15 protein-coding genes are annotated in these 17,752 nt (G+C 69.1%); all 15 read left to right on the plus strand.

All coding sequences use genetic code 11. The features are described 5' to 3' along the window. Positions 1-1,623, plus strand: a 1,623-nt coding sequence (locus DZF91_RS38525; protein ID WP_199487191.1) for a stealth family protein, incomplete at its 5' end; no start/stop codon positions are given. A gap of 237 nt (positions 1,624-1,860) precedes the next feature. Then, on the plus strand, positions 1,861-2,220 hold the full coding sequence (locus DZF91_RS43215) for a transposase (protein ID WP_158588150.1): 360 nt from the start codon (positions 1,861-1,863) through the stop codon (positions 2,218-2,220). A gap of 253 nt (positions 2,221-2,473) precedes the next feature. After that, entirely contained in the window at positions 2,474-3,439 is a 966-nt protein-coding gene (locus tag DZF91_RS38535; protein ID WP_147341580.1) for a sulfotransferase, read from the plus strand. Beyond that, a complete protein-coding gene (locus DZF91_RS38540; RefSeq protein ID WP_117361964.1) occupies positions 3,436-4,242 on the plus strand; it encodes a class I SAM-dependent methyltransferase in 807 nt (268 codons plus the stop codon). Before DZF91_RS38535 ends, DZF91_RS38540 begins: the two co-directional genes overlap by 4 nt. A gap of 89 nt (positions 4,243-4,331) precedes the next feature. After that, the gene (locus tag DZF91_RS38545) at positions 4,332-5,642 is read left to right on the plus strand and encodes an ATP-grasp domain-containing protein (protein ID WP_158588151.1); all 1,311 of its coding nucleotides are present in this window, start codon (positions 4,332-4,334) and stop codon (positions 5,640-5,642) included. Positions 5,643-5,729: 87 nt separating this feature from the next. Beyond that, on the plus strand, positions 5,730-7,007 hold the full coding sequence (locus DZF91_RS38550; RefSeq protein WP_117361966.1) for an MFS transporter: 1,278 nt from the start codon (positions 5,730-5,732) through the stop codon (positions 7,005-7,007). A 162-nt stretch (positions 7,008-7,169) separates the two neighbouring features. Then, positions 7,170-8,072 carry a sulfate adenylyltransferase subunit CysD gene (cysD, locus tag DZF91_RS38555; protein ID WP_117361967.1) on the plus strand — a complete coding sequence of 301 codons (903 nt, stop codon included), beginning with the start codon at positions 7,170-7,172 and terminating at the stop codon, positions 8,070-8,072. Beyond that, complete coding sequence (gene cysN, locus DZF91_RS38560) at positions 8,072-9,952, plus strand: sulfate adenylyltransferase subunit CysN (RefSeq protein ID WP_117361968.1); 1,881 nt, start codon at positions 8,072-8,074, stop codon at positions 9,950-9,952. The genes cysD and cysN overlap by 1 nt, the downstream gene beginning before the upstream one ends. A 110-nt stretch (positions 9,953-10,062) precedes the next feature. Next, positions 10,063-10,554 (plus strand): dimethylarginine dimethylaminohydrolase family protein, encoded by a 492-nt coding sequence (locus DZF91_RS38565; RefSeq protein ID WP_117361969.1) that lies wholly within the window; start codon positions 10,063-10,065, stop codon positions 10,552-10,554. Continuing rightward, positions 10,551-11,948, plus strand: a complete 1,398-nt coding sequence (locus DZF91_RS38570; RefSeq protein WP_117361970.1) for a lysine N(6)-hydroxylase/L-ornithine N(5)-oxygenase family protein — start codon at positions 10,551-10,553, stop codon at positions 11,946-11,948. Before DZF91_RS38565 ends, DZF91_RS38570 begins: the two co-directional genes overlap by 4 nt. A gap of 7 nt (positions 11,949-11,955) precedes the next feature. Next, positions 11,956-12,315 carry a cupin domain-containing protein gene (locus DZF91_RS38575; RefSeq protein ID WP_117361971.1) on the plus strand — a complete coding sequence of 120 codons (360 nt, stop codon included), beginning with the start codon at positions 11,956-11,958 and terminating at the stop codon, positions 12,313-12,315. Next, complete coding sequence (locus DZF91_RS38580) at positions 12,312-13,901, plus strand: class I tRNA ligase family protein (protein WP_117361972.1); 1,590 nt, start codon at positions 12,312-12,314, stop codon at positions 13,899-13,901. Before DZF91_RS38575 ends, DZF91_RS38580 begins: the two co-directional genes overlap by 4 nt. Beyond that, positions 13,891-15,957 carry an FAD-dependent oxidoreductase gene (locus DZF91_RS38585; RefSeq protein ID WP_117361973.1) on the plus strand — a complete coding sequence of 689 codons (2,067 nt, stop codon included), beginning with the start codon at positions 13,891-13,893 and terminating at the stop codon, positions 15,955-15,957. Before DZF91_RS38580 ends, DZF91_RS38585 begins: the two co-directional genes overlap by 11 nt. A gap of 26 nt (positions 15,958-15,983) precedes the next feature. After that, positions 15,984-16,367 (plus strand): cupin domain-containing protein, encoded by a 384-nt coding sequence (locus tag DZF91_RS38590; protein ID WP_117361974.1) that lies wholly within the window; start codon positions 15,984-15,986, stop codon positions 16,365-16,367. After that, positions 16,364-17,608 (plus strand): ATP-grasp domain-containing protein, encoded by a 1,245-nt coding sequence (locus DZF91_RS38595; RefSeq protein ID WP_117361975.1) that lies wholly within the window; start codon positions 16,364-16,366, stop codon positions 17,606-17,608. The genes DZF91_RS38590 and DZF91_RS38595 overlap by 4 nt, the downstream gene beginning before the upstream one ends. The last annotated feature ends 144 nt before the right edge of the window (positions 17,609-17,752 follow it).

Raw genomic sequence — 17,752 nt, forward strand, 5'->3', positions numbered from 1 at the left:
ACCGGCGGCTCGGGCTTCGCGCCCGCCGTCCCGGCCCCCGCGACCCGGCTGGGCGGAGCGGCGGCCCGCCGCGAGAACAGGCTGGCCGCCGAGGGCACCGGGCTGGTCCGCTTCGGCGGACGCCTGTGCCGCGTCGCCGACGACCTGATGCCCCGCGACATCGTCCAGGCCAACCTGGAACTGGTGGCCGAAGCGCTGGAGGACGCCGGGATCGCCTACCAGGTCCTTCGTGACCCCGGCCCCAGGCACCGCGTCATCACCGGCGCCGAGAACCGGGCCGCCGCCATCGACGCGCTGGCCGCCGCGTTCGCCGACCGGCCCGTCTACGCCGACCGGATGCGTCCCGGCGGACGCCCCGGCCGGACGACCCTGGTCGCCGAGCTGACCGGCGACACCGACATCGCCGGGCTGCGGATCTTCCAGCCCGTCGTGTCGGCCTCCCGCACCCTCAGCTACGGCGCCGCCTACGGGTGTGACCTGGAGTTCTGGACCGAGGCACCGGACAGCGGCGATCTCGTCCCGTTGCGCCGGACCCTGATCGGTGACACCGTCCCCAGAGCCGTCCTGGCCGACACCGGGCGCGTCACCGTCGGCGCCCGCGCCTACCCCTCGGTCGCCGCCCTCGACCGAACCCTGGTCGCCGACCTCACCTTCCCGATCGACGTCGTCTACACCTGGGTGGACGGCGACGACCCCGCCTGGCGGGCCCGCCGCGACGAGGCGTTCGCCGCGATGGGACGTCCGCCCGTCGAGGCGGCGGGATCCGAGGCGCGCTTCCGCTCCCGCGACGAACTGCGCTACTCGCTGCGCAGCCTGGAGATGTTCGCGCCCTGGATCCGCATGATCCATCTGGTCACCGACCGGCAGGTCCCCGCCTGGCTCGACACCGGTCATCCGAAGATCCGCGTCGTGGACCACAGCGAGATCTTCGGCGACCGGGGACGGCTGCCCAGCTTCAACAGCCACGCGATCGAGTCGCAGATCCACCACATCGAGGGGCTGTCGGAGCACTTCCTGTACTTCAACGACGACGTGTTCCTCGGCACGCCCGTCGGCCCCGACCGGTTCTTCCACCCCAGCGGGGCCACCAAGTACTTCGTGTCACCGACCTCGGTCGCGCTCACCCCGGTCGGCGCGGACGACGACTTCAACTTCGCCGCCGGAAAGAACAACCGCGTGCTGATCGAGGAGGCGTTCGGCCACACCTTGACGCACGCGTTCCTGCACGCGCCCCACCCCTTGCGCCGCGACGTCCTGACCGACCTCACCAACGCGTTCCCCGAAGCGGTCGCGCGCACGGCGACCGCGCAGGTCCGCTCGCACACCGACATCTCCGTCCCGTCCTCGCTGCACCACTACTACGCCCACTTCACCGGACGCGGCGTGCCCGGTGACATCAGCTGCGCCTACGTCAACGTCGGCGACGCGAGCCAGCACCCCAGGCTCACCCAGATCCTCACCCAGCGCCGCCATGAAGTGATCTGCCTCAACGACACTCATCACGGCGACCTGTCGGCCGAAGAACAGAGCCAGATCGTGTTCGGCTTCCTGGAGGGCTACTTCCCGATCCCCGGTTCCTTCGAGAAGGGCAGCAAGCGCAACCAGCGCCTCCGCAGAAGCTGACTCCCTCAGGGCGGCGCAGCGGCAGGGCACACGGCAAGCTGATGCCCGCGGCCCCCGGTGGCCCCCGTGTGCCGCCCGCGCCGGCGCGCCTCGCGGGCGGCACGGCAGGTCCGGGCAGGCGTAGCGCCGGAAGCATCCGGACGACACGGCCGGACGGCCCTGCCTGTCCGCATCAGCCTCCGAGGAAGGCCAGGCACTTGTTCGGACGGGCCTGCCAGGGTCGTGCTCCTGCCCGGCTTGACGGGTTCGAACTCGCGTACGTCACCGGAGACGGCGGCAAGCTCGGGTGGGTCGTTTGATGCGTGGTCGTTGCGATTGAGCGGGCCCCGCCGGTGCGGTTTCGACCGGGACCGCTACCGGCACCGCAACGTCGTCGAACGCTGCTTCAACCAACTCAAACGCTTCCGCGACCTGGCCGCAGGCTACGACAAACTCGCCGCGCATTACCGCGCCGTCGCCACCATCGCCGGCCTCATGTGCGCGCCATTTTTTGGCGCGGTAGCAGCGATCGCGCGAGATGGGCAGCCCGAGACGCGCAGGCTTTCATGGTTTCCATACTTGTTAAGTATAGAACAAAATGACCGCATCCGGACATGATCTTGCCTGTCAAGTCAGGATCAACCAGGGTGTCAGTAAGGATCATCCGTGGCGCTAAACGTGCGTCAATGCCGGTCCGTCACGCGGCCGGCCTGATGGATACCGCAACTCATCCCGTGCACCATCATCCGGAATGCAACACGCCCTCGAATGAATGGGGAGGACCTGGAGGCGTTACGACCCTTTTCCAATACCGCCCTCCGGATGCAGGGGATGCTTCTTTCGCAACTGTCAACATGAGATTGGATTCTGCATGGAAGCGAACAGCCCAGGGTCCCGCGCGGACCGCGTCATCGTCGTATCGCTGATGAAGTCGGGTACGCATCTCATTCAGGAACTGATGGTGGCGCTCGGGTACGGAATCTACGGGCAGTCCCGGATTCCCGCGGAGATCCGTCCCCGGTTCGACGAGGACACGCGCCAGGCGATCGCCTCGGCGGTGTACGGCGACGAGGCCGCCGGACGGCTGGTGTCCGACGCCGAGGCCGCCGCCGCGTGGGACGCCTACGGCTGGTCCTGGCAGCTCAGGTTCGGGTTGCCGCTGGTCAATCGGTATGGGATGGCCAAGGTCAACTCTGAGCTGGTCGAGACCGCGTTGCGCCGGACGGCCGGCAGCCGCTTCGCCGACACCCCCGCCGGGGTCTGCTGGGTGCTCCCCGAATTCGACATCAAGAAGCTCGATGGGGCGTTCCTCCAGGAATGGGAGGCCGAGGGCGAGCCGCGGATCATCTTCATGTACCGCGACCCGCGCGATGTCGCGCTCTCGATGGTGAACTTCCTGTCCGGGAAGACCGCGCAGGGGTACGGGAACTTCAGCGAGTTCCAGGTCTTCAACAGCATCCTCGCAGCCAAGGACGATCTGGAGGCGAAGCTCGAGTACGCGCTGTCGGATCCGTCCTTCCCGGGGATGGGAGACTTCGAGCGGTCCCTCTGGCTGCTCCACCACCCCAACGTCTGCAAGGTGTCCTTCGAGGAGCTCGTGGGGGCGAAGGGTGGAGGTTCCGACTCCGCGCAGAAACAGGCGATCGAACGAATCTGCAACTTCCTCGAATTTGACGGCGATCGCGGGAATCTGGCTGCCAGCCTGTTCCGCAAGGACGCCTTCTCGTTCTTCAAAGGACAGATCGGGAGCTGGCGCGAAGTGTTCACGCCGGAACTCAAACCGCTTCTGGAGAACCGTCTCGGCCGGGCCGTCGAGCTTTACGGATACGCCGGATGAGTCATCAGGATCCGCTGGTCGTCGATGACCCGATTCTCCGGAGGTGGATGGACGACGGCTCGCACGACATCGGCTTCCTGTGGGAGCTGTGCATGCACTTCGAGTTCGACCGGGACGAGGTCGCCGACGGGATCGCCGCCTGGCTCGGCGCCCCGGACGGTCTGAGCGTCCTGGACTGCGCCTGCGGGAGCGGCTTTCCCGCCCTCCAGCTCATCCAGCGCGGGTACGACATGACGTGCACCGATGGTAGCGAGCTGATGCTGCGGCACTTCCGCCGGAACGCACAGATCCTCGGCTGCGAGGTGGAACCGGTCCGTGCGCTGTGGGCGGAGCTGCCCGGGCGCTACGCCGACCGGTTCGACGTCGTCATCAACCGTGGAGGCGGCAACTACAAGTACGCAGGTGCGTGGGATGAGGAGAGGCTGCCCGACCGGTCGGCGATGGCGGAGGCGATCGGGCAGTGGATCGCCTGTGTGCGGCCCGGCGGACGGTTCTACATCGACATCGCCTCCGACGCCGAGATGCGCCGAGTCGGGTCCTGGGAGACCCGCCACCCCCTCATGCTGATCGGTGAGCACCGGATCGAGCTCACCGAGCGGATCGAGGTGGACGAGGCGCGGGCAGTGCGCGTCTGGGAGAGCCGTCTGGTCATCGACGGAACGCCCCATGAGTTCCGTCGGCTGTCGCACTGCATCGACTCTGCCGAACTCGTCCAGATCCTGAAGGACGGGGGCCTGGTCGACATCCGCCGTACCGAGGTCTCCGGAGAGTACTACGACATCTACACCGCTCGGCGTCCCTGACCACCGAGCGCCGCCGACCCGTTCGTCCGACACCTCGCATCCCTCCGTCCCCCGCCCACCCGAAAGTCGAGGGCTTCATGTCGCCTGCCATGGACACGCGTGCCGAACGCCGCCTGGTCATGATTCTTCGGAGGGGGTTCACCTCCTTCGCCGATCACTTCCAAACGCTGCTCGACCTCGGTGTGAAGGTGCACCTGATCACCGTCGAGTCGGAGACCATCGCAGCGGATCCCCGCTTCGCCTCCGTCACCCAGCTCCGCAAGGACGCCCCGCAGCACGACTTCCACACCAGTGCCGTCCGCAAGGCCAGGGAGACCGGGGCGGCCGCGATCATCACCCTGCTGGAGACCGACATCGAAATCGCCGAGGCGGCCAACGCCGAACTCGGCAACGACTGGGCGACCCCCGAGGCCGCCCATATCTGCCGCGACAAGTTCCGGCAGCGCGAGTTCCTGCGGCAGCACGGGATTCCGAGCGTCTGGTACCACCCGGTCACCGACATCGACAAGGCCCTCGAAGTCGCGACCGAGCGGGGCTTCCCGCTGATCCTCAAGCCGACGCGGGCCGCCGCCAGCGACTTCGTCGAACTCGTGCACGACGTGGACCGGTTGCGGGAGGCCCTGGCCAACATCAAGGCCATGATCGACCAGGGGCGCGGCTTCTACTACGAGAGCGGCGCGGCTGAGTGGGCGTTGCTGGAGGAATACCTGCCCGGTCAGGAAGTGACCCTGGACGGTGTCGTCGTCGACGGTCGGTTCGTCCTGGGCGGCGTCCACAACAAGCAGGAGTCCTCCGGCCCGTTCTTCCATGAGGACCTGTACACGCTGCCCTACTCCAACCCCGAGCGCGAGGACGAGCTCGAGGACATCGCCGCGCGGATCACCACCGCCCTCGGCGCGAAGATCTGCATGTTCAACGCCGAGCTGCGGGAGGCCACCGACGGGACGTTCCGGGTGGTGGAGTTCTCGATCCGGGTCTCCGGCGGGCACCCATACCGGCACATCAAGGACGTCTACTCGATCGACCTGGTCCGGATCTTCGCGCGCGCCGCCTGCGGGGAGCCCGCGGCAGACATCCTCGCGCAGGAGAACAAGCGCTGCGAGCCGAGGATGACGGTCTGCGCCAAGGTCGTCTACGCCAACGGCAAGGTGATCCGCAACAGCGTCGGCGAAGCCATTCATTCGCCCTACTTCCGCGTCTACTTCGCCTCGGCCAAGCCCGGCGCGGAGGTGGTCGCGTCCGGCAACAAGGGCTTCGACTTCACCGGCCTGCTCTCGGTCTGGATGCCATGGTCGCCGGGTCAGGACCCGTCCGTCGTCCACACGGTGGCCAAGGAGCTGGCGCAGAGACTCGATGTCGACGTGCGCGACGAGTCGGGCGCGAAGTCGGTGGTGGCGTGACCGCCGAACAAGCGGTGGTCCGTCCCGTCCGGCGGCTGAAACGTCCCGGCCGCCGCCCGAACGTCGGAAGGGGGTGAGCGGCCGGTCATGAGCTACCGGCAGCTTCACCGCAACGTGCGGATCCGGATCGTCGTCGGAGCGGTCCAGCGATTCCTGTTCATCATGTTCATGCCACTCATGGCCCTGTACCTGACCGCCCGGTTCGGCGTGACCCTCGCCGGCGTCATGATGCTCGCCTCGACCCTGCTGGAGATCGTGGGAACGCTTCTCGGGGGGCATCTGTCCGACCGCCATGGCCGCCGGCCGCTGCTGCTGATGGGGGAGAGTGGCGTCGCCGCCGCCTACCTGGCGATGGCCGCGGCCGAGGGCGCGCACAGCCCCATGGCGGTTTACGGCGGGTTCGTGGTCAGCAACTTCGCGGCCGCCATGGCGCTGCCCGCCAACGACGCCATGATCGTCGATGTCACCACCGTGGAGACCCGCAAGCTCGTCTACACCATCAACTACTGGGCCATCAACCTGGCGTTGGCGTGCGGCGTGATCGTTGGAGGCTTCCTTTACGCGGGCTATTTCGGGGCCATGCTGGTAGCCGTGGCGATCGGCGCGGCGCTGGTGCTGACCGTCACCTTCCTGTACATCGCGGAAACCGCTCCGGACCAGACCAAAACGGAGAACGGCGAAAGCTACCTCCGCAATTTCATCCTCGGCTACCGACTGGTCCTGACCGATGGCGTCTTCCTCGCGCTGCTGCTCGCGGCGACACTGCGGCAGGCGCTCGAAGTGCAAATCAATTACTTCGTCAACGTTCACATCAGCAGCACCCTGCACAGCCAGGAACTATTCCATTTCGGGGAGTGGCGGGCGCGGGTCACCGGCGTCGAACTGCTGGGCTTCCTTCGAGCGGAGAACACCCTGCTCGTCGTGGCGCTGGCATTCGTGGTACACCGGATGCTGAAACAGGTCGGCGACAGGAACCGGATTTACATCGGCGTCCTGTTGTTCACCGTCGGCACCATGGTGCTCGCCGTGGGGACGAACGCCTGGGTGCTCCTCATCTCCATGCTGGTCCTCACCGTCGGCGAGCTGTTCAACGTCCCGGTCCAGCAGACCCTCCTCGCGGAGCTGGTCCCGGAGCAGGACCGCACCAAGTACATGGCCGTCTTCAACCTCAACGTCCGGGGCGCACTGCTGATCGGTTCACTCGGCATGATCGTCTCCCCGCTGTTGAAGAGCCGGGGCATGGCCGTCCTGTACGGGATCTTCGGCCTGCTGATCGTGATCGGGTACCGCCGCGCCCTCAACGCGCGGACCGACCACGGGCTCGACACGCCGGAACCGGCCGCGGCGCCGGGCAGTTCGGCGTGACGCCCCACGAGGCTCTGTCTCCGTGATCCGTCCTCGCACCTTCATTGGAAGGAGCTTGTCTTGCACTGGTCGAACCGCGCCGCCTCCCGAGAAGACAGAAGCGTCAAGTTCGGCGGGCGCCCCGACAAGAACGCCGCCGGCCCGGGCCCCGGAGGGCACTAAATGCGATCGCTGCGCTACCTCGAACGACTCGAAGCGGAGAGCATCCACATTATCCGGGAAGCGGTCGCCGAAAGCGAGCGGCCCGTCCTGCTCTACTCGATCGGCAAGGACAGTTCGGTCCTGCTTCATCTGACAATGAAGGCGTTCTATCCGGCGAAGCCCCCGCTTCCCTTGCTTCACGTGGACACCACGTGGAAGTTCCGAGAAATGATCGCCTTCCGCGACCGTGCAGCCGCGGAACTGGGCTTGGACCTGATCGTCCACCGCAACCCCGAATGCGTCGCCAGGAACATCAACCCCTTCGATCATGGCGCGGCCCTCCACACCGACATGTGGAAGACCCAGGGGCTCCGCCAGGCTTTGGACGAGCACCGGTTCGACACGGCCCTCGGCGGCGCACGCCGCGACGAGGAAAAGTCACGGGCGAAGGAACGCATCTTCTCGATGCGGTCGGCCCGGCACCAGTGGGATCCCCGGCGGCAGCGTCCCGAGCTGTGGCGGCTCTACAACCCGCGCCGGGCACAAGGCGAGAGCGTCCGGGTGTTCCCGCTGTCCAACTGGACCGAACTGGACGTCTGGCACTACATCTACCTGGAGAAGATCCCGATCGTGCCGCTCTACCTGGCCGCCGAACGGCCGGTGGTGGAGCGCGACGGGCTGCTCCTGATGGTCGACGACGACCGGTTCCCCCTCGCCCCGGGCGAGACCCCACGGCATCGCCGGGTGCGTTTCCGCACTCTTGGCTGCTACCCCCTCACCGGCGCGATCGAGAGTGAGGCCGACACGCTCTCGGCCGTCCTCCACGAGGTGATGACGGCCCGCACCTCCGAACGGCAGGGCCGGGCCATCGACCACACCAACTCGGGGGCGATGGAACGCAAGAAGCAGGAGGGCTACTTCTGATGACACAAGCCCTTGAGGATTACCTGATCGGCCAGCAGGACGTCGCGCAGCTGCGCTTTCTCACCTGCGGCAGCGTGGACGACGGCAAGAGCACCCTGATAGGCCGCCTTCTCTACGACGCCGGGCACGTCCTGGACGATCAGCACGCCGCGCTCACAGCCGATTCACGGCGGGCCGGGACCACCGGCGCCGAACCCGATCTCGCCCTGCTCGTGGACGGTCTTCAGGCCGAACGGGAACAGGGCATCACGATCGATGTGGCCTACCGGTACTTCGCCACGGACCGCCGCCGTTTCGTCGTCGCCGATACGCCCGGCCACGAGCAGTACACACGCAACATGGTGACCGGCGCGTCCACGGCCGACGCCGCGGTGATCCTGGTGGACGCCACCAAGGGGCTGCTCGTGCAGACCCGGCGGCACAGCCATGTGGTCCGGCTCCTGGAAATCGGCGAGGTGATCCTCGCGGTCAACAAACTCGACGCGGTCGGCTACTCCCGTGAGGTCTTCGAGCAGATCTCCGACGACTACACGCGCTTCGCACGGGACCTGGGCCTGGCGTCGGTGACGTGCGTTCCGGTGTCGGCGCTGCGCGGCGACAACATCGCCGAGCGGAGCCCGCACACCCCTTGGTATGAGGGGCCGACGCTGCTGGAGTGCCTGGAGACCGTCCCCACGGACGGTGGTTCCGCCCCCCAGGACTTCAGGCTGCCCGTCCAGCACGTGAGCCGGCCCGACGCCGAGTTTCGCGGTTACGCGGGAATGGTGGTCGGCGGCGCCATCCGGCCGGGGGATCGCGTTCGCGCGCTGCCCTCGGGTCGCGAGGCGAGGATCGCGCGGATCGTCACCTGGGACGGCGACGTGGACGAGGCCGTCCTCGGGCAGTCGGTGACGGTCACGCTGACCGAGGGCATCGACGTCAGCCGCGGTGACGTGCTCTGCTCAGCGGACCGTCCGGCGTCGGTGGCGACTCACTTCGAGGCCCGGATGATCTGGATGAGCGAACAGCCGCTGGTCGCCGGACGTCGCTATCTCGTCAAGGTGGGGACCTGTGTCGTCGGCGGGGCCGTCACCGAACTCCGGCACGCCATCGACGTCAACACCCTCGAACAGAAACCCGCCGTGCAGTTGGGGCTCAACGAGATCGGCGTCTGCGACCTGGCCCTGGACCGTCCCGTCGCCTACGACCCTTACGAGGAGAACCCGGACCTGGGCGGCGTGCTGCTCATCGACCCGGAGACGCAGGAGACGATCGGCGTGGCGCTGCTGGGCTCGGCGCTAACGCAGGCCAACCACCTGCACTGGCAGCGGATCGACGTGGACAAGCGGGCCCGCGCGGCGCTGAGCGACCAGCGGCCGTGCGTGGTGTGGCTGACCGGCGTCCCGGGAGCCGGGAAATCCACCATCGCCAACATCCTGGAACGGTACCTGCACGGACTCGGCAAGCACACCTACCTGTTGGACGGCGACAACATCCGGCACGGCCTCAACCGGGACCTCGGGTTCGCCGAGGCCGACCGGGTGGAGAACGTCCGGCGGATCGCCGAGGTCGCCCGGCTGATGGTGGACGCCGGGCTGATCGTCCTGGTCTCCGCCATCTCCCCGTTCCGCGCGGAGCGCAACATGGCCCGGCGGATGGTCGGGGAGGACGAGTTCTGCGAGGTGTTCGTGGACACCCCGCTCGCCGTGGCCGAACAGCGGGACCGCAAGGGTCTCTACCGCAAGGCCAGGGCGGGGGCGATCCGCGACTTCACCGGTATCGACTCGCGCTACGAACCTCCCGAGCGTCCGGACGTCTGGATCGAGACGTCCGCCCACAGCCCCGAACGAGCCGTCGAACTGATCGTGGAACGACTCCGCTTCATGGGCGTGCTCAGCTAACCCCGCCGAGCGCGCCCCGCACCTTCTGTGTGACCACTTCGATGGGGAGGATCCCCTTGTCATCATCGATGCAATCCAACACGGACAGCAGGGGGCGTCGGCGGTATCTGATGTGCCCGCCGACTCACTTCGACGTCAACCACGTCAACGAGGGTGAGGGTGACTGCCTGCAAGCGGGCGACCGGATCCCGGCCGCGACCGGATTCCGCTCGGCCCCCGAATCCCACGCCGGGGTCGAGAGCCTGTTCCAGGCGCCGGTCGTCGGGTTGACGCTGGTGGATCCGCGCTCCTACCACCCGGACACCGCCCTCGCCGTCCTGGACGACCAGCAGATCATGTACTTCCCGGGCGCGTTCTCCGCCGAGAGCCGAAGCGTCCTGGAAGGACTGTACCCGGACGCGATCCTCGCGACCGAGGTGGACGCCGAGGTGTTCGGCCACAATGCGGTGTCCGACGGCGTCCATGTCGGGCTGCCCGAACAGGCCACCGGCCTCGCGGAGCAGCTGCGCGCGGCCGGCTGCGAGCCGATCGGCGTCGACACGACCGAGCTGCTCAAAGCAGGCGGCGGAGCCAAGTGCATCACTTCGGAGTCGCACTCGTGAGCGCGGGATATGGAACGCGCGCGTCCCAGCGGTCGGTACAGGACGCAGACCGCGTTCACGACATCCTGGGGATCGGGTTCGGCCCTTCGAACCTGGCGCTCGCGATCGCCGCCATGGAGCACAACGCGACCCCGGGGGCGCCCCAGGTGTCGGTCGGGTTCCTGGAGAAGCAGCGGACCTTCGGCTGGCACACCGGGATGCTGCTCGACGGCGCGACCATGCAGGTCTCGTTCCTCAAGGACCTGGCGACCCTGCGTAACCCGGTGAGTCCCTTCGGGTTCCTGTCCTACCTGCACGCCAAGGGACGGCTGGTCGACTTCATCAACCACAAGGTGCTGTACCCCAGCCGCGTCGAGTTCCACGACTACCTGAGATGGTGCGCCGACCAGCTGGACCCGTTGGTCGACTACGGCTATGAGGCCGTATCGGCCCGTCCGGTCGAGGAGGACGGAGAGGTCGTCCGCTTCGAGGTCGTCGCGCGGGACTGGCACACCGGGCGTCTCGTGGAGCGGTCTGGACGGAACCTGGTGATGGCGCCGGGTCTGCGCCGCCGCCTCCCCGAGGGTGTCGTGGAGTCCAAGCGCGTCTGGCACAGTGCTGACCTGCTGAAGCGGATCGAGGAGTTCGACGGCCGGACGCCGCGCCGATTCGTCGTGCTCGGCGCGGGGCAGAGCGCCGCCGAGGTCACGCACCACCTCTATCACGCCTTTCCGTCGGCGGAGGTCTGCGCGGTCTTCTCGCGCTACGGCTACAGCCAGAGCGACGACAGCCCGCTGGCGAACCGGATCTTCGACCCGGCGGCGGTCGACGACTTCTTCGGCGCGTCCGAGCAGGCGAAGGCCGATCTCCAGCGCTACCACTCCAACACCAACTACTCCGTCGTGGACGTCGACCTGATCGAGGAGCTGTACCGCAGCTGGTACCTGGAGCGGGTCCGCAACCACAACCGCCTGCGGCTGCTCAACATGACGACGCTCCTCGACGTGGCAGACAAGGGCGAGGAGATCGAGGTGACGCTGCGGCATGCGCCGACCGAGGCCACCGAAACCCTGCGGGCCGACCTGCTCGTGTGCGCGACGGGGTACTCCCCCGCCGACGCGCGGCCGTTGCTCGGCGACGTGAGACGGCTGCTGTGGACCGACGAGCGAGGTCTTCCGAGGGTCGGAAGGGACTACCGGATAGCCGCGGACGAGCGGGTCGTCGGCGGGATCTACCTGTGCGGCGGGACCGAGCACTCGCACGGCATCACCTCCTCGCTGCTGTCCAACGCGGCGGTCCGGGCAGGGGAGATCCTCGCATCGGTACTCGACCGCGCCGAGGGACGTCCGCACCGCGCCGAGACTCGGCCGGAACGTCCGCTGACCGTGCCCGTCGCGTCCGAGAGCGCGAGGTGAGACGACCTTGATCGTCAAGTTCACGATGGCCCTGGCGAACGCCGAGACCGAGTTCGGCATGGCCTGCCAACGACTGGTGCCCTGGTCGGGAGCCGCCGGAGAACCGCCGTTCGGGGTGATGGCCTGCTATCTCCCCGGCGGGAACACTTCGGCTCCGGACCTGCACGACCAGGACGAAGTCATGATCATGATGTCCGGCGCCGGGAGCGTCCGGATCGGCGACGAGAGCACCGCCATCACGGTCAACGACGTCATCGTCGTCCCGCGTAACCGGGAGCACGTGGTGTCCAATCTCGGGGACTCGACCATGAGCTGGATCTCCTTCTACTGGCCGCTCCACGAACCGACGGACGGAGGCGCACGGTGAACGGCGACTTCTGGCTGACCGCGACCCCGCCCACTCCCAACGGCGACCTGCACGTGGGACATCTGGCCGGCCCGTACGTCGCGGTCGATGTTCTGCGGCGCTTCCTGGTGGCCGACGGCGAGCAGGTCCTGATGACCACCGGAATGGACGACCACCAGAGCTACGTCCAGGTGCGCGGGCGGCTCACCGACCGGACCGCCGTGCAGGTCGCCGACTCCTACGGCGACCGCATCGAGACCGCCTGGAACACCGCGGGCATCGGGTTCGACCGGGTGATCAGGCCGAGGACCTCGCCCGGCTACACCACCTTCGTTCAGTCCTTCTTCAAGGACCTGTACGACCAGGGGGCCATCGTGCCCCGGACGAGGCCCCTGCCCTACTGCCGGACCTGCGACAAGTGGGCTTACGAGGCGTACGTCGTCGGCTCCTGCCCACACTGCGGGCAACGGTCGAACGGCAACGCCTGCGAGCCGTGCGGCCGTCCCAACGACTGCGCCGATCTGGGCGATCCGCGTTGTGTCGTCTGCGGTTCCGAAACGGTGCTCCGCGACCAGACAAGGCTGTACCTGCCGCTGGCACCCCACACCGGCCGGCTGTCGCGGTACTGGGCGAACACCCCCATGCCGCCGCACCTGCGCGCGCTGTGCGAAGCGATGCTGGCCGACGGCCTGCCGGAGATCGCGGTCAGCCACCCCGCCGACTGGGGGGTGCCGGTCACCGTCCCCGGCTTCACCGACCAGCGGATCTACGTCTGGTTCGAGATGGGCCCCGGATACCTGTGGCAGGCCGACCCGGCGAAGGGACGGCCCGAGCACGGGCCCGTGCAGTTCTTCGGATTCGACAACGGGTACTTCCACGCCGTCCTGTTCCCGGCGCTGTTCATGGCGTGGGGCGTGGACGAGGCGCTGCCCCGGTCGTTCGTGGTGAACGAGTTCTACCGGCTGGACGGGGAGAAGTTCTCGACCAGCCGTCAGCACGCCGTGTGGGCACTGGACGCGCTGGGTGAGCACGGCTCGGACACACTGCGGTTCCACGTACTCCGGGATCGTCCCAACGGCCGCCAGACGAGCCTGAACCCGGGTGACCTGGACCGGACGGCGCGGCATCTGGACGACGTCTGGAACGGATGGCTTCGCCGCCTTGTCGCGGCGGTCCAGCGGGAGTGCGAAAGCGTGGTTCCACAGGACGAGCCGGGCGGCGTCGGCTGGGAGCGGTTCCGGGCCCGGCTGGAGCGGACGGTCACCGAGTTGCGCGAGGCGTACTCGCCGGAGGGTTTCGATCCGCGCCGGGCGGCCGACCTGCTCGACGAAGTGGTCCGGTGCGCGCTGGACTTCAGCCACGTCCACGAGCACGAACCCGATCCGGCGGCGCGCAGGCGAGCGATCGCGGGCCAGTTGGCCGCCGCCTCCGCGCTGTCGGCCTGGGCGGCTCCGGCGCTGCCCCTGGGGGCGGCGCGGCTCGCCGACCTGCTGGGCGTGGAGCCCGCGCGCCGGGTGGACGCCGCGGTGTTGGCCGCCCCGAGGCCCGGCACGAAGGTGGCCGAGCCGGACGGGCCCGTCTTCGGGGAGGCGCCCCATGGACCGTGAGGCGGAGAACCGCGGCATGGTCGCCGTGGTCGGGCCGTTCAGCGGACCGCGAGCGTCTTGGGGCGAACTGCTCAGTTGGGGCATCGACGCGATGGCCGCGCAGCCGGTCGCGTGGGAGACGTTCGACGATCGAGGCGAGGCCCCCACCGGGCTCGAAGTGGCGCGGCGGATCGTCGACGACGGCCGGTTCGCTGCCGTCGTCGGCCACTTCAACAGCGACGGCGCGGCCCTCGCGCTGCCGGTCTACCGCGCCGCCGGGCTGGCGGCCGTCCTGCCGCTCGCGACCCGTACCGGACTGCTGCGCGGACAGGACGGCGCCGCCGTCCGGCTCTGTCCCGATGACACCGGCCAGGCGGTCGCGATCGCCCGTGCCTGCCGCCGCACCACGCGGGGGCGGCTCTGGGCGGCCCACGACGGCAGCGCGTACGGACGGCGGCTGGTGTCCTTGATGGCCGAGGCCGACCGGGGCGCGATGGTGGTCCATGCGGAAGGCGCGAAGTCGCTGACCTCCCAGGCAGCCTTCGCGCCGGGCGACGCGCTCGCCCTGTGCGGGATGCACCATCAGGTGGCGGCGCTCCTGCGCGGGCTCCGGCCCGACAACGTCCCGGACACGGTCGTGGTCAGCGACGACTGCGACATTCCGGAGTTCGCCGAACTGGCGGGGTCCGTCGTCCACCGGGTCCGGGTGGCCCGCATGGCGGGCGGGGCCCGCGGCAGAGTGGCGGCGGCCTTCGCGGCGACCGCCGGAGCGCTGCTCAAGCGGCCGGAGCTGCGCGGGCCCGATCTGCTCGCGGCGATCCGCCAGGAGTCGGTAGCGGAGTTCGGCGCCTCGGGTGATCTCGCCGACGCCTCACCGGGTGCGGGCTGGGAGGTCGTGCCCGTCGCGACCGGATCCGCGACGCCTGTCCGCCGCGTGGCCTCCGCACCGGTCCCGAAGGGCGAGTCCGAGCCGCTGCGGTGTGAGATCGCCGTCGTTGGCGGCGGGGTCGTGGGTTCGGCCGCCGCCGCCGAAGCCGCCGAAGCGGGACGCTCCGTGCTCCTGGTGGACTCTGGCCTCCGTGGGGCCGGCGCGTCTCAGGTGTCGGGGGCCCTCGTCCGCGCCTTCGAACCCGACGATGTCGCGCGGGAATCGGCGATCGAGGCGTTCCTGCGGTTCTGGGGTGGAGACGGCGCGGGCAGCGGCGGCTTCCGCCGGACCGGGGCCCTCACCCTGCTCGGCCCGGACGACGTCGCGAATGCGGAGAAGGGGGTCGCGTGCCTGCGGGAGGCGCGCCTCCCGGCGGAACTGCTCACCCCGGCGGCGCTCGCGAAACGGTGGCCCGACATCAACCCCACCGGCCTGGCGGGTGCGGTCTGGGAGGAACGCGGCGGCTACGCGGTCGCCAGCGTGACCATGGCATCGCTGATCGGCCGGGGCGCACGCGCCGGGGTGACCCGGCTGGTCCCCTGGGAACTCGACCGAATAGCCGAGGGCCCGGACGCGGCCGCGCACCTGATCCCGAAGCCGGGACGCGGCTACCGTCCCGTGATGGCCGACGCGGTCGTGGTCGCGGCGGGGTGCTCGACGCCCCGACTGCTGGGCGACCGGCTACAGGAACTCGGCAGGGCCCGGACCAAACGCATCCGGTACGCGATCTTCGACGTCGGAGGCCGGACGCTGCCGACCGTCGTGGACCTGACCACCGGGGTGTGGGGCCGTCCGGACGGACGGGACGGCTTCCTGGCCGGTTGCCCCCTGCCCGAGTGGGACGTCCCGCCGGAGTCCGGAGGCCGGGTCACCGCCGCGCAGGTGGAGACAATTCGCCAACGGGTCTCCCCGCTGCTGCCGTTCCTCGCCCGGGCCCCGTTCCTGACCGGCGCGTACGGCACCGACCTGTTCCTGCCGGACGGCCCGCTGCTGCGGCGGGTGCCTGGACGCCCCCGGACCGTGGTGGCGGCCGGCTGGTCCGGCGGAGGGTTCAAGACCGCTCCCGCCGCCGCGCGCCGCGCGGCGGCCAAGGCCGAGGCGACGCTCGCGGCCTCCGGTGGCGGCGTACCCGTCGCCTGTGTCCGGTAACGACCGATCGACCGAAGGACTCAGTCATGGCCGACATCTCCATCGACAGCATCGCGATCATGGGCGTGACCCCCGCCGAGGTCGAGCGGGTGAGGATGGGTGCGGAGAAGAAGATCTCCGGTGAGCTCGACATCACCGACTCCCGGCACTTCACCAGCGCCGACTCCCGGTTCATCGCGGGGATCTGGGAGAGCACACCCGGACGGTTCCACGCCGAGTACGTCGAGGACGAGTTCTACTACATGCTCTACGGCAAGGTGATCATCACCGACAGCGAGGGGCGGTCGCGCACCTTCGTGTCGGGTGACTGCATCGCCGTCCCCGCCGGTTTCGTCGGCACGTGGGAGGTTCTCGAACCGACGAAGAAGTTCTACGCCCACCACCGGCCCGACGGGAGCGGTGCGGCATGAGACCCCTGACCCGGGACGGGCACGTCACCATCATCCATCGGTGGCGGGCGCGGTACGCCCACTACGAACGCTATCTCGACCACGACCGGACGACCGTCACCTACATCACCACCGAGGTCGGCGCGGCGGGCGTACCGGAGGGCGCCGCGCGAGTGGAACTGGTCGCGGCCACCGACGACCTCGCGGAGGTGGAGGCGGCCGTGGACCGCCTGGCGGACCGGTATGGCAAGCCCTGCGCGATCCTCGCGATGAAAGAGGACGATCTGCTGGTGGCCGCCCGGCTTCGGGCGGACCGCGGACTGCCCGGCCAGCGGCCCGACCAGCTCATGCCGTTCCGCGACAAGCTGCTGATGGTGGGCCAGGTGGCGCGGCACGGCCTGGCGGTGCCGGAGTTCGCCGCCGCGAACACCGCCGCGGACGTGACGGACTTCGGGAAACGGGTCGGCTGGCCCGTGGTCGTCAAGCCCATGCTCGGCAGTTCGAGCGTGGACGTGCGGATCGTCCACGGCCCGGACGAGGCCGCCGCGCCGACCTTCGACCCCACCACGTCCAAGCTCGTCCAGAAGTTCATTCCGCACCCGGTGTACCACGTGGACGGCGTTTTCGACGGTTCCGACGTCGGCGTCTGCGTCGCGTCCCGCTACGTGAACACCTGCTTGTCCTTCCGCGCGGGCGAGTACCTGGGATCGGTGGAGGAGGACGACCCCGAGGTCAACGCCGCCACCAGGGAGTTCGCGGGGCGGGTCCTGCGCGCTTTGGCGTCCGAGCCGCTGGTGTTCCACCTGGAGGTCTTCGTCGAGCGTCCCGGCGGCGGAGCGCCCGTGTGCACGTTCCTGGAGGTCGGGGCGCGGGTCGCCGGTTCGGAGACCGCGTTCCTGTGGCGCGAGGTGCACGGCTACGACCTCATGGAGGCCGCCTTCAGGATCGCCCTCGGCGAGGCTCCGCCGCCGGCCCCGGCGTCCTTCGGTGGCGACCTCGCCGGATACCTGCTGGTCGGAGCGCCCGCCACGCGTCCCTGCCGAGTGTCGGAGGTGACGCCGATGACGGGCCGGACGCCGGGGCTCTACCAAGAGTCCCTGGTCCTGCCGGGAGAGGTCATCCCGGCGGCGGACGCCTACTACGAGCACGTCGGAGGCAGATTCAGGTTCCGTGGCCGCAGCAGCGCGGAGATCGAACAGGCGATCCACGCCACCGCGCGGGACTTCCACGTAACCGCCGTCCCCCTCGACGAAACCGCATAACAGCGGCCGTGGGCCGCAACGAACCGGCGGGGCGCCTCGTAGGCGTCCCGCCGGGGTCCGGCATGTCCGACCGCGCCTCGGGAGTGTGCGATGACGGCGACAGAGAACACGGAAGTCACAGAAAACGGCCTCAAGCCGGGCCTT

Source organism: Actinomadura logoneensis, assembly GCF_003428695.1.
GTDB classification, from domain to species: domain Bacteria; phylum Actinomycetota; class Actinomycetes; order Streptosporangiales; family Streptosporangiaceae; genus Spirillospora; species Spirillospora logoneensis.

Coding starts and splice junctions, on each gene's coding strand:
- DZF91_RS38595 (WP_117361975.1), top strand. CDS start 16,364: ATGAGACCCCTGACCCGGGACGGGCACGTCACCATCATCCATCGGTGG.
- DZF91_RS38585 (WP_117361973.1), top strand. CDS start 13,891: ATGGACCGTGAGGCGGAGAACCGCGGCATGGTCGCCGTGGTCGGGCCG.
- cysD (WP_117361967.1), top strand. CDS start 7,170: ATGCGATCGCTGCGCTACCTCGAACGACTCGAAGCGGAGAGCATCCAC.
- DZF91_RS38565 (WP_117361969.1), top strand. CDS start 10,063: ATGTGCCCGCCGACTCACTTCGACGTCAACCACGTCAACGAGGGTGAG.
- DZF91_RS38540 (WP_117361964.1), top strand. CDS start 3,436: ATGAGTCATCAGGATCCGCTGGTCGTCGATGACCCGATTCTCCGGAGG.
- DZF91_RS38550 (WP_117361966.1), top strand. CDS start 5,730: ATGAGCTACCGGCAGCTTCACCGCAACGTGCGGATCCGGATCGTCGTC.
- DZF91_RS38545 (WP_158588151.1), top strand. CDS start 4,332: ATGGACACGCGTGCCGAACGCCGCCTGGTCATGATTCTTCGGAGGGGG.
- cysN (WP_117361968.1), top strand. CDS start 8,072: ATGACACAAGCCCTTGAGGATTACCTGATCGGCCAGCAGGACGTCGCG.
- DZF91_RS38590 (WP_117361974.1), top strand. CDS start 15,984: ATGGCCGACATCTCCATCGACAGCATCGCGATCATGGGCGTGACCCCC.
- DZF91_RS38535 (WP_147341580.1), top strand. CDS start 2,474: ATGGAAGCGAACAGCCCAGGGTCCCGCGCGGACCGCGTCATCGTCGTA.